This window comes from Aerococcus sp. NPDC058936, assembly GCF_042741995.1.
Lineage (GTDB): Bacteria > Bacillota > Bacilli > Lactobacillales > Aerococcaceae > Aerococcus.
Genome location: NZ_JBHYKZ010000010.1, coordinates 22533 through 38903, shown reverse-complemented (window position 1 = coordinate 38903; position 16371 = coordinate 22533). Strand labels below are relative to the sequence as shown.

12 protein-coding genes are annotated in these 16371 nt (G+C 43.2%); all 12 read right to left on the bottom strand.

Annotated features, from left to right (window positions below; genetic code table 11):
- Positions 1–247: 247 nt before the first annotated feature.
- Positions 248–1774: a lysine--tRNA ligase gene (gene lysS / locus ACFW0C_RS08385; protein ID WP_378106802.1), complete on the bottom strand. Its 1527-nt coding sequence runs from the start codon at positions 1772–1774 to the stop codon at positions 248–250.
- Between the two features lie 229 nt (positions 1775–2003).
- Positions 2004–2339 carry an ArsR/SmtB family transcription factor gene (locus tag ACFW0C_RS08380; protein WP_378106801.1) on the bottom strand — a complete coding sequence of 112 codons (336 nt, stop codon included), beginning with the start codon at positions 2337–2339 and terminating at the stop codon, positions 2004–2006.
- Positions 2340–2388: 49 nt separating this feature from the next.
- Complete coding sequence (locus ACFW0C_RS08375; protein ID WP_378106800.1) at positions 2389–3318, bottom strand: PLP-dependent cysteine synthase family protein; 930 nt, start codon at positions 3316–3318, stop codon at positions 2389–2391.
- Between the two features lie 75 nt (positions 3319–3393).
- Positions 3394–4269, bottom strand: a complete 876-nt coding sequence (hslO, locus tag ACFW0C_RS08370; RefSeq protein ID WP_378106799.1) for an Hsp33 family molecular chaperone HslO — start codon at positions 4267–4269, stop codon at positions 3394–3396.
- Positions 4270–4586: 317 nt separating this feature from the next.
- Complete coding sequence (gene ftsH / locus ACFW0C_RS08365) at positions 4587–6752, bottom strand: ATP-dependent zinc metalloprotease FtsH (protein ID WP_378106798.1); 2166 nt, start codon at positions 6750–6752, stop codon at positions 4587–4589.
- 80 nt (positions 6753–6832) lie between these two features.
- Positions 6833–7384, bottom strand: a complete 552-nt coding sequence (hpt, locus tag ACFW0C_RS08360; RefSeq protein ID WP_378106797.1) for a hypoxanthine phosphoribosyltransferase — start codon at positions 7382–7384, stop codon at positions 6833–6835.
- Between the two features lie 196 nt (positions 7385–7580).
- Positions 7581–9035, bottom strand: a complete 1455-nt coding sequence (gene tilS / locus ACFW0C_RS08355) for a tRNA lysidine(34) synthetase TilS (protein ID WP_378106796.1) — start codon at positions 9033–9035, stop codon at positions 7581–7583.
- Between the two features lie 187 nt (positions 9036–9222).
- Positions 9223–9780 (bottom strand): S1 domain-containing RNA-binding protein, encoded by a 558-nt coding sequence (locus tag ACFW0C_RS08350; protein ID WP_378106795.1) that lies wholly within the window; start codon positions 9778–9780, stop codon positions 9223–9225.
- Between the two features lie 95 nt (positions 9781–9875).
- Complete coding sequence (locus ACFW0C_RS08345) at positions 9876–10319, bottom strand: septum formation initiator family protein (RefSeq protein WP_378106794.1); 444 nt, start codon at positions 10317–10319, stop codon at positions 9876–9878.
- A 95-nt stretch (positions 10320–10414) separates the two neighbouring features.
- Positions 10415–10693: an RNA-binding S4 domain-containing protein gene (locus tag ACFW0C_RS08340; protein ID WP_378106793.1), complete on the bottom strand. Its 279-nt coding sequence runs from the start codon at positions 10691–10693 to the stop codon at positions 10415–10417.
- 293 nt (positions 10694–10986) lie between these two features.
- Positions 10987–12648 (bottom strand): polysaccharide biosynthesis protein, encoded by a 1662-nt coding sequence (locus tag ACFW0C_RS08335; protein ID WP_378106792.1) that lies wholly within the window; start codon positions 12646–12648, stop codon positions 10987–10989.
- A 3-nt stretch (positions 12649–12651) separates the two neighbouring features.
- A complete protein-coding gene (mfd, locus tag ACFW0C_RS08330) occupies positions 12652–16353 on the bottom strand; it encodes a transcription-repair coupling factor (RefSeq protein ID WP_378106791.1) in 3702 nt (1233 codons plus the stop codon).
- Between the last annotated feature and the right edge of the window lie 18 nt (positions 16354–16371).

Here is a 16371-nt window from a genome sequence, read left to right as displayed (position 1 = left end):
AGCGTGTCATAATTTTTTTGAAAAAATAAAAATCGCTTTACAGCTACGATTTCAGCTTTTTCAATGTTTGTGTGCTAATGTACCAGTCAGCACGACTGTTCGATTTGGATACAAATACAGGAATCTGCATACAAAAAGCACCTTATATAATTTATCACATTCGCAAGGTCGCGTCAACAAATATTCTCAAAAAAATAAAGACCACTTTTCCCTCGGCTAGCAAGGAAAAATGTGGCCTTTTTTATACTTACTGTTCTACGTTTCTCATTGTCGGGAATAATAAGACGTCACGGATAGATTGTGCGTCTGTTAATAGCATCACCATACGGTCGATACCAATCCCTAACCCACCTGTTGGCGGCATACCTGTTTCTAAGGCTTCTAAGAATTCTTCATCTAGTGGATGCGCTTCGTCGTTACCCTCAGCTTTTTCTTTCACTTGGGCTTCAAAACGTTCACGTTGGTCAATTGGATCTGTTAACTCGGTAAAGGCGTTACCAGATTCTGAACCTACAATGAATACTTCAAAACGGTCAGTAAAGCGTGGGTCTTCTTCGTTTTTACGTGCCAACGGCGAAATCGCTGTTGGGTGACCGTAAACGAATGTTGGTTGAATTAAAGTGTCTTCAACAAATTCTTCAAAGAATTCATTAATGACATGCCCCACTGTAAAGTTGTTTTCAACTTGTACATGGTGCTCTTTGGCAATTGCGCGAGCTTCTTCATCTGTCATTTCTTGCCAGAAATCAACGCCACTCGCTTCTTTAACTGCATCTACCATGTGGACACGACGCCATTTACCACCCAATTCGATTGCTTGACCATCGTAAGTAATACTTGTTGTACCCAATACTTTTTCAGCGACTGATTGGAATAAACCTTCAACTAGATCCATCACGTCAGTCATCTTGCTATAAGCTGTATAAACTTCAAGCATAGTGAATTCAGGGTTGTGCGTTGTATCGATCCCTTCGTTACGGAATACACGACCGATTTCATACACACGTTCCATACCACCAACAACTAGACGTTTTAAGTGCAATTCTAAGGCGATACGTAGATATAATTCCATGTCTAAGGCATTGTGGTGGGTAATGAATGGACGCGCTGAGGCACCACCAGCAATATTATGTAAGACAGGTGTTTCAACTTCTAGATAGTCGTTACTGTCTAAGTAGTGACGAACTTCACGGATGATCTGCGAACGTTTTGTGAAGCGGTCGAATGATTCACGGTTGGCAATTAGATCTAGGTATCGGTGACGGTAGATTTGTTCTACGTCTGTTAAACCATGGTATTTATCTGGTAATGGACGTAAAGCTTTTGTTAGGTGGACGAATTTCGTCGCTTTAACAGATAATTCACCAGTGTTTGTACGCATTAAAGTACCTTCAACACCAACGATATCCCCTAAGTCAGCTTTCTTCCATAAGTGGTCGTAATCCTCTTCATCGATGTGGTCACGACGCACATAGATTTGAATGTTACCTGACATGTCTTGGATGTTCCCAAATCCAGCCTTACCCTTACCACGTTTTGTTACTAAACGGCCGGCAACGGCTACAACGTCCTCCATTTCAGCTAATTGCTCTTTGTCATAAGCCTCATATTTTTTGTGTAAATCAGCTGCTACTGCGTTACGTTCAAACCCAGAAGCAAATGGGTTATAGCCGTTTTCTTCTAACTCAGCCATTTTTTCACGACGGACAAGCAGTTGGTCGTTCAACCCTTCAGTCGCATCAGTAGCTTGATGTTGATTATTTTCTTCAGTCACTATATACACTCCTTACTTTATCTATCGTTATCCTCTAGTCAATTCGATACTTATCTATATTGCCAACTTTCTGCCAAAAAAGCAAGCGACCCTTGTCGACAATTTCTATCAGAACAGTTTTTTTCGGATAAACTGTCGTTTCTCTATGAGAATACGAAAACACAAGCATTGTACCAAATTTTCAGGTTAAAGAAAACCTTATTCGGTTAGGAACTGCTTATGCTTTCAATTAATGGTTATCCTCTTCTTTAATATGGGTAAAGGCATCCGTTAAAATTTGCAGGACATGGCTGTCTGCCTGGCTGTAAATGACCGTATTTCTTTCTTTACGTTTCTTTACTAGCCGCAATTCAAACAATTTCTTTAATTGGTGGGACACTGCAGATTGTTCCAAACCTAATTCTTCAGAAATCTTAGTGGCCATCATTTCGCCTTCACCCAATAAATATAGTATGCGCAATCTTGTCGGATCCCCCAAAGCCTTAAACATTTTACTCAAATGCTGAATTTGCTCCGGTTCTACCGTACCACCTAGATTTTCAAGATGATTTTCTGCTTTCTCCATAAAAGCCTTCTTTCACTTTTAATAATGTTTATTCACTCAACTACTTCTGTTAATTGCTTGTATTGAAGTCGAAAGCACCTTCAGCAACAAATCGTCTGCCGTCATCTGGAATAACAACGACTACTTTTTTATTTTGACCTAGGGTTTTAGCCACCGCAATAGCAGCTGCAACCGCTGCACCACCTGCTGGTCCTACCAATAAACCTTCATTGATGGCTAACAAGCGACTAGTTTCTTTGGCCTTGGCCAAATCAATAGCCACAATACCGTCGTATAAAGTAGTATCCAGATTTAAAGGCAATAAACCTGGATTAAATCCAGTCGCTATACTCGGATTGGCTTTTTCACCTGATAAGAATTTGGCATCCTTGTCTTCTACCGCGTAGAGTTGGATATCTTTGTTTTCCTGTCTAAGGGCTGTTCCAACACCCGTCATAGTCCCACCAGTTGCGATGGTTGATACAAAGGCATCTGGCGCGCCGTTTAAGACTTCGATGATTTCTGGTCCTGTTGTTTTTTCATGAACACTAGCATTGCCCTCATCATCGTAAACGTCGATAAATAGGTGGTTGCCCTCTTCAGCATAAGCCCGCGCTTGGGTCATGGCATCTACAACACCTTGTTTGCCGGCTACTAGTTGTACTTGAGCCCCATATGCACGCAAGACTGTCAAGTCATGGTGAGTGGCTGTATCTGGGACAAAGGCCTTTGTATCATAGCCCTTGCTCGCTCCTAATAAGGCGAAAGAGGCAGCAACTTCAGCTGTGGTTGCGACCACAATTTGTTGACCAGCTTGTAAACGACCCTCATTTTCCGCTACTTCAATCATGTTTAAGGCAACACGGTCGTAAATTGATCCGGTTGGGTTAGCTGTTTCGAGTTTGACGTATACCTGTGCGGCTTTATATGGAACTGATCGTTGCAATTTCAGTAATGGTGTTTCTCCGATTAATTGACTCATATAATTTGTAACTTCCATCTTATAGCTCAAACCTTTCTCTGCAAAATGATTACATAGCCTTGTTGATTATGCCTATTATAGCAAATCTTGACCTTAAGCTTGGTCTTCAATGCCTTTTAAATCTGCGGCCGTGAATTGATAGTGTTTATTACAGAATTGACATACCACTTCGGCCCCGTTATCTTCTTCGATCATAGCTGTGATTTCTTCTTTTGGTAAAGTCGCTAATCCAGCTGCAAACCGGTCTTTATTACAGTCACAAGCGAATTGCACATCACGTTCATCTAAGAATTTGACATTTTCTTCACCTAACAAACGGTTGATCATATCTTTGGCTGTCGCGCCATCTGACAATAATTCGGTTACTTGCGGTGTTTCAGCAACGGCCTTTTCAACGGCTTCAATAGACGGTTCAGTCACTCCTGGCATCAATTGAATCATCCAACCACCAGCATTAATCACTGTTTCATCCGTATCCACCAAGACACCTAACCCTACCGCAGAAGGCGTTTGCTCAGAATAAGCAAGGTAGTAAGTGAAGTCTTCAGCGATTTCACCTGAAACAATTGGCACTTGACCAGAGAAAGGTTCTTTCAAACCTAAATCTTTTGTAACGGTAAAAAGACCTTCCGTTCCGACCGCGCCGCGTACATCAATCTTGCCTTTATCGTTTGGATCTAGGCTGATATGCGGCTCTTGAACGTAACCTTTCACATTTCCTTGACCATCCGCAACAGCTACCAACTTACCAGCTGGGCCATTCCCGTTAATTTGGACAGTGATTTTGGCATCATCTTTAATGTCAGACCCCATCATCAAAGTACCCACTAACGTACGTCCTAGAGCTGCTGTAGAAGCAGACCATGTATCATGTTTCTTTTGTGCCTCTTGGACAACAGCCGTAGCATCTACAGCTGTAATACGAACTTCACCATCAAAGGCTACTGCCTTAATTAATTTATCTGTCATTTATTTCACTCCATTATTAGGTGCTAGGCACCCATTATTCGCTTGTCGCTCTTCAACTACCATTCTAACCTAATTTGGCGAACAGTGAAAATATAATAGTTAGCAAGGTGTTAAGCAAACCACTAAATATTGACTGCGTTTGCTGATCCCATTTATTGGTATGTAGATAGTCCATCATTAAAAAAACGTTTATAAGTATTAGGAAAGTCGCTTCTTTATTGCATTGAAAAACCTCCGATAAAATATCATCGGAGGTTTTTCATTGATCCAAGAAAAGTAGGCTCTTAAACCTTTATCGGGTCCGCTCACACCCTTACTTAGTCTTGATCTATATGTGCATTTCGCCCTTGTGGACCTTGATGATCGTCGTTGTCGTCATCAGAATCATTAACATCATCAGCCGCTTCGGTTTGATCTTCCGAAGTCGTTTCTTCAGACCATTCACCATTACGATATTGACGATAATCAGCGCCACGTTGTAAATCTTTTTTCACTTCTTCAAAAGATTTAGCTTCTGATTCACGTTCTTGTTCGCCATCTAATGGTTCTGGCATTTCACCAGTTTCGAATAAGGCGCGAATTGTGCGTTCATCTAACGTTTCAAGTTCTAGTAATTTCTCAGCAATCACATCTAATTGATCACGGTGAGAAGCTAAGATACTTTCTGCTTCTTCCAAACACTCGTCCATGAACTTACGTACTTCGTCATCAATTTGACCAGCTGTGCGTTCAGAGTAAGATTTGTTTTGTGCATAACCAGAATCTGCCCCACGCATTGAGTGGTTACCTTCGTATGAAATTGGTCCAAGTAATTCACTCATACCATATTCAGTAATCATGGCACGAACAATACCTGTCGCTTGTTCAAAGTCATTAGAAGCCCCAGAAGTTTGGGTATTGAAGATTAATTGTTCAGCGGCACGTCCACCTAGTAAACCAATCACTTGTTCACGCAAGTCTTTCGTTGTGTAAAGGTTTTGGTCTTCACGAGGAAGCATAATCGCATAACCACCAGCTTTACCACGAGGTACAATTGTCACCTTGTGGACTACACGGGCGTCGCTTAGGACTAAACCAGCAATGGTATGACCAGCCTCGTGGTAAGCAACCATACGACGTTCAACCTTAGAAATCACGCGGTCTTTCTTAGCCGGACCAGCAATCACGCGGTCTTGCGCTTCATCAATATCAATCATGTCAATTTGTTTCTTATCTACACGAGCTGCCACTAAAGCCACCTCGTTTAATAAGTTTTCAAGTTCAGCACCAGTAAATCCTGGCGTTTGTTGCGCTAATACCTTCAAGTCCACACCTGGGCCGAACGGCTTATTACGGGCATGTACTTTCAAGATTGCTTCACGTCCCTTAACATCCGGACGACCAACTAATACCTGTCTATCAAAACGGCCTGGACGTAGTAAAGCTGGGTCCAATACGTCAGAACGGTTAGTTGCCGCAATCACGATAACATTATCTTTTTCAGAGAAACCATCCATCTCAACCAACAACTGATTCAGTGTTTGCTCACGTTCATCATGACCTGATCCTGGACCAACACCACGACGACGACCAACAGCATCAATCTCATCAATAAAGATAATCGATGGCGCACTCTTCTTAGCATTTTCGAATAAGTCACGTACACGAGAAGCACCGACACCAACGAACATTTCCACAAACTCAGAACCTGAGATTGAGTAGAAAGGCACGCCAGCTTCACCGGCAACTGCTTTAGCAAGTAACGTCTTACCAGTACCTGGAGGACCCTCTAAAAGCACACCTTTTGGAATGCGGGCACCTAAAGCTTGGAATTTACGTGGATCTTTCAAGAAGTCCACCACTTCAACCAACTCTTGTTTCTCTTCATCCGCACCAGCGACATCAGAGAATCGCACTTTTACTTCTTTCTTCGATTGATCAACAGCCTTCGATTTACCCATAGACATTGGGTTGTTTCGACCGCCACCTTGGCTTTGGCTGAACATCATATACATAATCACAACGAAGAAAATAATCGGTACAGCAGTGAATAATAAGCTCAACCACATACCAGACTGGTCTTCTTCTAAGGCAGTCATTTCAGTATCGGTCGCATTCGCTGCATCCGTAATCGTTGCAACCGTGTTGTCATTAGGCAATACGTTTACCACAAACTCAGAAGCTGAGCTTTGTTGTAAATCTTGGAAAATTGGAATCCCATCACTAGTTGACGATGATGATTCACTCGATTCCTCACCCGAATCCTTGTAAGCACCGCGGATTTGGTAAGCCCCGGCGTTAGATTGGATAGAGAAACGCTCTACATCCCCATCAGAAAGTGTTTGAATGAATTCTGATTGTGTTAACTCTTCAGTGGTACCACCAGTAGAATCACTCGTTAATGATCTAACTAATGCCATCAAAGCAAAGAACATAATCAGCCACAGCAAACCACTCCTAATGAAGGTGTTTCTATTTGGTCTGTTAGGTCTCTTTTGTTGCATTCATTTTCCCCATTCTAATTCTTGTTCTTAAAGTAGCCTGTAAATAAATAGTAAAAAATAGATATCAATAAACTAACTCACTAATTATGGAATAAATGTGCGTAAACACTAGGCTTCAAAATACCGATATAAGGCAATTGTCGGTACTCTTCATCAAAGTCCATACCATAACCAATTACAAATTTGTCAGGGATTTCAAAACCAATATAATCCACTGAAACATTGGCAGTACGGCGTTCAGGTTTATTTAGTAAAGTAACCACCTTCACACTCGCAGCATTGCGGTGTTGGAACAAATCATGGATTTTCGCTAGCGTATTACCAGTATCCACAATATCCTCAACAATAATCACGTGACGACCAGACACATCCGCGTCTAAATCCTTCAAAATTTTCACCTGACCTGATGACTCAACGCCACCGCCGTAACTAGAAATATCCATAAAGTCAATTTGTAATTTAACATCCATTGCACGAATCAAGTCAGACATGAATGGGACAGAACCCTTCAAAATACCAACCACAATCGGGTTCTTATCTTGATAATCCGCCGTTAACTCCTCACCTAACACCTGAATACGTTCCGCAATTTCCTCAGTCGAAACTAAAATTTCCTCTACATCTTTGTGCATGCCTATAATCCTCCACATTTCATTTCACATAATTCTAGGTTATTTTAGCAAATAACCCAATTTAATAGCAATTAATTAAGACTACTCATCCAAATCTAGCCCCTTTAGCGCTGAAAAACCACCCTAAAAACATTCAATAAGCGAAAAGTATTATAACAATCTTACCATTAAACGCCAACAAATACGTCAAAAACCCCTAAAAATTTACCAATACTTTAGCCCCCGTACCACTTCGGTTTACATATAAGACCTCTCCATTGAAAAAGAGGCCCCACACCTCTTGCTGGTTATCCGCTAATACAAAAATATCATCCCGGACACCAGACGGAACTTTTTCGTTGATTAAAAAGCGATTCAGCTTTTGTCGGTGACCGTTTGACAGTCGGATAAAATCTCCGGGAAGGCGATTGCGCACCGTCAAGCTAACGTCAGCACCCACCTCAGCCAACAAGACCGCCCCCTGGTCCAAATAAACATCTGCTTGCTTTTCGTCAAACCAACCAAACTTGACCCGGTCGCCTACTACCACCCAGTCCTGCCAGCTTAAACCCTGCTCAGTCATCTTACCGGCGGCACCAGCCCCCGCCAAGAAATCAGACCGGCCACCGGGCAGAATATAGGCCGTATCATACACCTTGACCAGGCGGTAGCCTCCCGGCAACCGCCACTCAGCTTGCCCATTCTCGCTCTGTAAGAAAGCCACCATCCGCTTAAAGCCATCTTGCGTAAAGGCGGCCAAGTCAGCAACCCTCGTTTGGTCGAACATTCGTTGCCACAACAAGACTTGTTCAGGCAAGTCATAGCCCGCTATGGCCGCCAAATCAACTTGCCAAGTGTCATTTTTTTTCATCAAGACACCTCTTAAAACTTGGTCCATATAAGCGTCCGCAAACCGGCTGGTCGCTTGAGCAGCCAAGGCAAAGTCGCCGAGATGGTCAACAAGGGCGCCATCTTCCGCCTCCAATTCCGGCAAATACTGCTGTCTAAACCTGTTTCTAGTATAAGCCAGGTCAAAATTGGACGCATCCTCACTAAAAGGGACCTGCCGTTTCGCTGCATAGTCATATAAATCAACCTTATCCACTGACAACAGCGGGCGGAGCACATAGCCCGTCTGCAACCTCCTGTCCAATTGGATAGGACGGTAGGGGTGAATGCCGGCAATACTCTTTAAGCGACCGCCATGAACCAACCGCATCAAGACCGTTTCCGCCTGGTCATTTTGATGGTGGGCAGTCACTAAGAATGGGGACTTGGTCAAGACCATCATCCGCTCAAAGACCGCATAACGGAATTCGCGTGCCGCCAATTCCGACCGGTTTGGATTCTGCGGGTCATCGTGGTCCCAAGCCACTACTTGAATGGCAATATCACGGTCCTCACAAAATTTGATGACCATATCTTGCTCAGTCGTTGATTCAGGTCGGAGCTGGTGATTGATATGGATCACAGAAAAAGTGACTAAGGATCTTTGACTTAAGCGATAGAATAAATCTAATAAAACCATTGAATCGACGCCACCAGACACAGCCAAAAGAAAGGGGATCTGCCCATCAATTGGCCTATAGTCTGCAGGTATTTGAGACTTCAACTTGTCTTTCGTCGCCAAAAGCCAGTCTTCTACAATCTTTAATACATTCTCACCCATCATATACCGCTCCTTTCCTAGGTTTTGCTTACGCAAATATGCTCTGTGTACTTTATTAAGTATCCCTATTTATCCTTGTCACCGTTAAACATCAAAGAGGTCTGCGACAAATTGCCACAGACCTCTCAACATGTGTCTACACTTCGTTTTGGGTGTGTGTACCTTGAGGTCACAAGCCCTTTATGCCTTATTAAGAACGACGGCCACCTCGGCCACCTCGTTTACCTTCTGTATTGCGTTTTAAAGAAGTTAAACGGTCATCAGAGTCTTTTAAGAATGATGACATCATGCTATCGAAGTCATTAGTTCCCGCTTTGTTACCAGCGTTTGACTTGAATGAATGCCCGCCACCAAAGTTTGAACGACCACCTGAATGGTTGTTTGATTTTGGTTTACCTTGATAACCTCCACGGTTGTCGCGGTTATCATCTTTACGGAAGTTTTGGTTGCCACGGTCGCGACCGCCACCCTCGTTGTTTCCGCGATTAGCAGACGCTGGTTTGCTTGCGCCATCTGCGCTTAAACGACGGATTGACAATGCAATCTTACCGTCATCAGCTACATTGGTCACTAAAACAGTTACTTCATCTCCAACAGATAAGACATCGTTGATATCTTTTACGTAGCCTTCAGCTACTTCAGATATATGGACTAAACCATTCTTGCCTTCTCCTAAATCAACAAATGCACCAAATTTTGTAATCCCTGTAACTTTTCCGGTAACTTTATTTCCTACTTCAATTGCCATGTATCCCAAATATCCTCCTTGAAATTCTTGCATCCGGTAAATGGATTTTTACCCGGACGAGTAAAGCTATTTCTAGTTTACCTTGTCAGCACAATTTATTCATCATTATTTTCTTGATTTTGTAAATAAGCCTTATTTAAAATCTCAGCTTGTTTAGAGGCATTATCTTCAGGCACACTAAAGATAATTTCCCCATCTTTACTTAAGTAGTAACGTGACCGCGCTAATTTTGCCACATATTCATCATCTTTTAGCAAGGTCGCTTGTTGGCTTAAGCTATCAATTGCCTTTTGTTCACCGGCAATCTCATCTTCAGTTAAAGCGATTTGTTCTTTGACACCTGCTTGGTCCTTGTGTGCTGCATAAGCAGTCGACACACAACCCAAAGTCACAACAGCGAAGATACCAACGACAAATCGGGTAATCCAATCAGCTGTAGTCCTTGGCTTTCGTAACCACTTCTTGGTTTTTGCTTTACGGTGTTCTGCTAATGATGTCACTTTTTTGCTTTCACGGACGGGATGATCTTCTGGCCGCATAGCAAAAACCCCTTTCTATGGTGGTTTTGAATCCGTCAATCATATACTTAAATAGTATAACAATAATTCAAAGCTAGCGCCATCATAAATCAAGACTAGAGACTACCTTTTTCCTGATCCTCGTGGTAACTTTCGCCAACTATGGTAAACATATTTTCGGCTTCATCTTTACGTGTCGTTTCCTTCAAGTTTTCAACGCGAACAGTCAGGTCTTTATTTCCAAATGTAATCACTAATTCATCACCGATTTTCACATCGGTACCTGACTTAGCTGGACGACCATTAATGGCAATCCGGCCTTTGTCCGCAACTTCTTTAGCAACACTTCTTCTTTTAATAATTCTAGATACTTTTAAAAATTTATCTAATCGCAAAAATCTTGCTCCTTTATTTTATACATACCTTTTTGAAATTTCGGCTAGTTTCTTTTAATTTTCTCTAAATGAATCCACAAAAACCTTTTTCATCATTATCTTAATTCTAGTATACCATGATTTGGCCCTAGCCTTTACCAATAAGCTAGGAATTTGCTTGTTTGCCAACGGATTAATACCCTTATAAACTTTACCGATTTTCTAGGCAAATTGATTACACCCTTATTGGAAACAACATTCCCGTATTTGGGACGCCTTTCCCATATCCGGAACGCGCACTACTTCAGAACGCATTACCCCTGCAATAGCCGCCATATCAACTCGCCTTTTGGCAAGGTTTCCCATTCGACTTGGCTTAGTATAGGGTCTTTTCGTAAGTACACCACCACCAACAAAACACCTACAAGAATTTGAATCCCCATCAACAAGGCCTCCATCCACCGTTCCGGCGCTATCCCTAAGACTTGATGCCATAGATAAGCTAAGGTAAAGTTCACCGCAACCATTAAGACAGCTATTAATCCTGCCTTAAAGGCTACCCGCCACCATTTCACCACACGGACTTCCTTAGGCAAGGTCCAATCTAGGTAAATGCTCATAGCCACTAAAGCTAAATTGGTCGCCCAGGCGGCACCTGCCGTATCTAGGAAACCAACTAAACTCGCTGTAAATATCCCCTTGACCAGCATGCCGACCACAAAGGCAATACCTGCTTTATACCACCATCCTTGGGCTTGGAGAATATTATTTTGCCCTAATATGAGACTGGCAAAGATAACCATCACCACATAAACCATTAAGACCTCGGAGCCAGCCGCACTAGCAAATAGGAAGTGGTTTAATTGGGGCATGATCGATATCAAACCGCCCGTAATGATAGTGGCGAAAAAGAGGGTCACCCGTAGGTATTGTCTGCTGACGATTTCAAATTCGCCAGCTTGCTTGCAGTCACCCTTTTTCACTAAAGCTAGGGTGGGTAAGAATGAAGTGGCAAGCGATGTGGCCACAACCATACCCAGTTGGACGATGGGCTGGCCGCGGTCGTAAATACCCTTCATATCCTTGGCTACCGCCGTCGCAATCCCATTATCTAGCAATTGGTCGTAAACGGTAAAGGCATCAATCAACTGATAAAAGACCAATAAGGCTGAGAAGAAACAAATAACAAAGCCTTCTGTGACAAAGTCTTTGGTTAACTTAGCCCAAGATAAGCCTGTATCATCACCAGTCTCACTCGCTTGATCTAACCCGTAATGGCCGGCTAAGAAGTCTTGGTACATGGCCTTCTCGCGGTAATTTAACAAGTAATAAGCCATGACGACCGAAGCGGCTGCGGCAGCAATCCACGCTGACTGCATAGTCCAAAAACCCATCTGGTAGACATCAGGTTTCGCGCCAGTCCCTTGCATCCGGCTAAAGGTGAAGGCGACAGTTAAAATAACTGCCACCCGAACAAATTGCTCGGTAACTTGCGAAATAGCGGTTGGGGTCATAAGATTACGCCCCTGCATAAAACCTCTGGACAGGAGTAAACCTGGCATCAAGAGGAACATAAAGGACACGCTTTTGATAACAGGCGCCAGTAAACCGTCGCCCATCACCGCTGCAATCCAATCAGCCCCAAAATAAATCAGGGCAAAACAAGCGAGCGCAAAGACCGATACAATGACTGCGTATCTCTTCAACAAAGATTTACTTTGCCGGTTGTTATTTTGTAGTGCGACTTGTTTACCAATAAAAGATGGTAAACCATTTAAAGCAAAGGTCATCCCTATTCCGTAAATTGGATAGACCTGTTGGTAGACATAGAACCCTTCGTTCCCGACCATATTCTGTAAAGGGACCCGGTAAATAGCAGACAACACTTTAGCCACTAAGGCCGCGAGCGTTAGCACAACGGCCCCTTGCATGGCCACTTGGCCTGTTGAGTTTGCTTTTGAATCGTCATTTTTCACCTTCTAGTCACCTGCTTGGTCATTTTCTGCATCTGAACTAGTTTGATTCGCTTCATTTTCAGCAGCCTTCACTTGAGCGTCTACAGCAGCTTTACTCGCTGCCTCTTCTTGTTCTGCTTTTAAGGCTTGCGCTTTCTCGTAGTCAGCTTTTTCCTTGGCCAATTGGTCCGCCTTCATTTCGACCACATTTTCGTCATCAGCTAACTTGGTTGTAAATTGCAGTAAGTAGTCCAACCATTCTTCAGTGGACAACTTGTTTAAACCTAGGCTGATCATTAAGGCAGCCCCAACTTGTTTAATCGCTAAGCGGAAAGGATTGTCCTCTAAAGCCTTGAAGATAGCTTGTGTCATAATTTTTTGTTCAAGATTTTCGTGGAAAAGGACTTCTATGGTGTTGCTGGCAGCAATCCGTTTAATGCTTGTCACACCAATCTTATCGGCCGCCGCTTTAATCGCACCTACTTGCAGTAAAAGTTGCGTTTCAATTGGTGGTTCACCATATCGATCCATCAACTCATCATCCAAGTCCCACATTTCATCCACACTAGTCATGGCTTGCACCCGTTTATAAATCTCCACTTTTTGTCGCTCATCCCGGATATAGGTCTGTGGAATATAAGCATCAATAGACAGTGATATTTCCACTGGCTCAGTTTTCTTAGCCGGTAAAATGCCCCGTTTACGTTGGACCGCTTCACGAAGCATTTGCGAATAGAGATCGAAACCGACTGAGTTAACAAATCCGTGTTGCTGTTTTCCAAGTAAGTTACCTGCCCCACGAATGGACAAGTCACGCATGGCAATCTTGAAACCAGACCCTAGTTCCGTGAAATCACGTAAGGCCATCAAGCGTTTTTCAGATACCTCAGACAACATCTTGTCTGGTCGGTACATGAAATAGGCATAGGCAATCCGAGTTGACCGTCCAACCCGCCCCCGTAATTGGTAAAGGGTAGATAGACCCATTCGGTCGGCTCCTTCAACCAGCAAGGTGTTGGCATTAGGAATGTCCACCCCTGTTTCAATAATGGTTGTCGTGACTAAAACATCAAACTCACCAAGGACAAAGTCCATCATGATATTTTCCAGTTGGACAACGGTCATTTGACCGTGAGCAATAGCCACCCTCGCTTCAGGGACCAACTCATTGATAAAGGCTGCTTTTTCTTCGATTTGGGCCACGTTATTAAAGAGATAGAAAACTTGACCATCTCGAGCAATTTCTCGTTCGATGGCATCTTTGACAGCCCCGTAATTTTGTTCCATTACAAAAGTCTGGACGGGATACCGGTTAGCTGGTGGTGTCTCAATAACGGATAAATCCCGAACCCCTAGCATAGACATGTTTAAGGTACGAGGAATAGGTGTCGCCGTCAGGGTCAACACATCCACATTCGCTTTTAAGGCCTTCAATTTTTCCTTGGCCTTCACGCCAAACCGTTGCTCCTCATCGACCACTAATAGCCCTAAATCAAGGAATTCAACGTCTTTAGATAGAACGCGGTGGGTCCCAATCACAATGTCCACTTGCCCTTTTTTCAAGCCTTCAATGGTTTCCTTTTGTTGAGCCTTGCTTCTAAATCTAGATAACAAGCCAATTTCAAAAGGCCAGTCTGCAAACCGTTCAGTGAAGGTTTCGTAGTGTTGTTGGGCTAAAACAGTCGTCGGCACTAAGAAAGCAACTTGTTTACCCTCCATTAAGGCTTTAAAGACAGCTCGCATAGCGACTTCCGTTTTCCCGAAACCGACATCTCCAACGAGTAATCGGTCCATCGGTTGCTCTGCTTCCATATCCTTCTTAATTTCAGCAATCGACCGGACTTGGTCATCAGTTTCTGTATACGGGAAGGCATTTTCAAATTCGGCCTGTTCAGCAGTATCTGGACTAAAAGCGAAACCTTTCTGGGCTTCACGAGAGGCGTATAAGTCAATCAGTTCATCCGCGATATCTTCAATCTTGCTGGACACCTTCTGCTTGGTTTTCGCCCATTCGCTACCACCCATTTTATTTAATTTAGGCTCACGCCCCTCAGCAGACACATACTTTTGAACCAAATCGATCTGGTCAATTGGCACATGAATAGCTGCCTGGTCGGCGAAGACAATGGTCAAGTAGTCTTGGTGGGTGCCAGCAAACTCGATTGTTTCAATCCCAGTATACCGACCAATCCCGTGGTTAACATGAACCACATAGTCCCCAACTTCTAACTGTTGGTAGTTTTTGATTCGTTCCGCATTTGAAATCAGTGGTTTCTTAGCCTTGCGTCGTTTCTTCTGGGTATGGAAGATATCCGCTTCAGCCAGTAAGACTAAGCGCTCTTGGACAAATTCAATCGATCCAGATAGTCCGCCTGCAATTAAATTCACTTTGTTGGCGAAGATATTCCCCTCGTCCGTTGCTTCAGCCACCACGTCTATTTCTTGCAAAATGGCCTGAACTTCTTTCACTCTGTCCTTGTCTTTTAACATAACTACCACTGTTCGACCTGTACGAATCCAAGCATCTAGCTCAATTTTCAGGGCATCCATTTGGTCATAAAACTGGGTAATCATTCGTGTTTGATACTGGTACAGTCCATCGAATTTCAGAGACCCCAGCCCTTGCTGCCATACTGAAAAGTAAAATTTACGGCCTTTAAAAGCTTGAATAGCTTCCTTAAAGTCTGCATATACTTGGACTTGTGCCGGTAGCTGTCCCATTTCAACCATAGTTTGTAAATACATTTCGGTATTGCTAGTCCAAGTTGCCTCTTCTTGAATTAAGCGCGCATAGTCGTCCAAAATTAAGAAGGCTTGGTCGCCAATATAGTCAAGAAGCGTTGTCGTTTCTGGGTACATATACCGGTGGAAGTATTTTGAGTTTTCCGTGGTTTCCCCATTTTTCCAGGCAAGGACTTCATCGTTAACAACAGCAGTCGCTAAATCTTTAACCACCTCGTCTTTAATCTTAGCCAAAGACTTGGTCATCAATTTTTGGAAAGCATCAGCTTGGGCTTGCAATTGTTGCGGCAAGACAATGAATTCTTGCGATGGTTGGATATTGATACTTGGCTGGTCTTGTAGTGATTTTTGAGTATTTGGATCAAAAGTTGAAATCCGCTCCACCTCATCAAAAGCTAAAGACACTCGAATCGGATATTCGGCATTTATAGGATAAAAGTCTACGATATCCCCGCGTTGACTCATTTCTCCTGGGGTCATGACAATTTCAGCGCGTTGGTACCCTTGGTTTAACAGACGTTGAACTAGGGTAGCTGGTTCTAACTCGTCCCCTAACTTGACTAGTAAACGCGTATTATCCCAAATTTCAGTTGGGGTCAGCAGGCGCTTCAAGCCAAACATAGGTGTGATTAAAACACCGGATGTTTTCGGGTCGCGTGCCCAATTTAAAACAGTCAACCGATCAGCTAAGGCTTCTGGACTGGCAATTGCCCAGTCAGCTGCCACAGATTCTGGTACATTAAAAAGATGCAATTGGTCATCAGAAAAGTCACTTTGTAGGTCATTATAAAAGTGGTCTGCCTGCAATAGATTGTTGGTTACGATGACGACCTTTTGTTCACTGGCCAAATTCATTAGGGTTTTAGCCATATAAGCCCGACTTGCCCCTTGAAGGCCTAGATAAAGGACTGACTGACCTGATTTGGCTTGTTGTTTAAATGACTCATTTTGAGTTTCCTGCAAGAAAAATGTTTGTAAATCCAAGCGGTCTCCCTCCTTTTC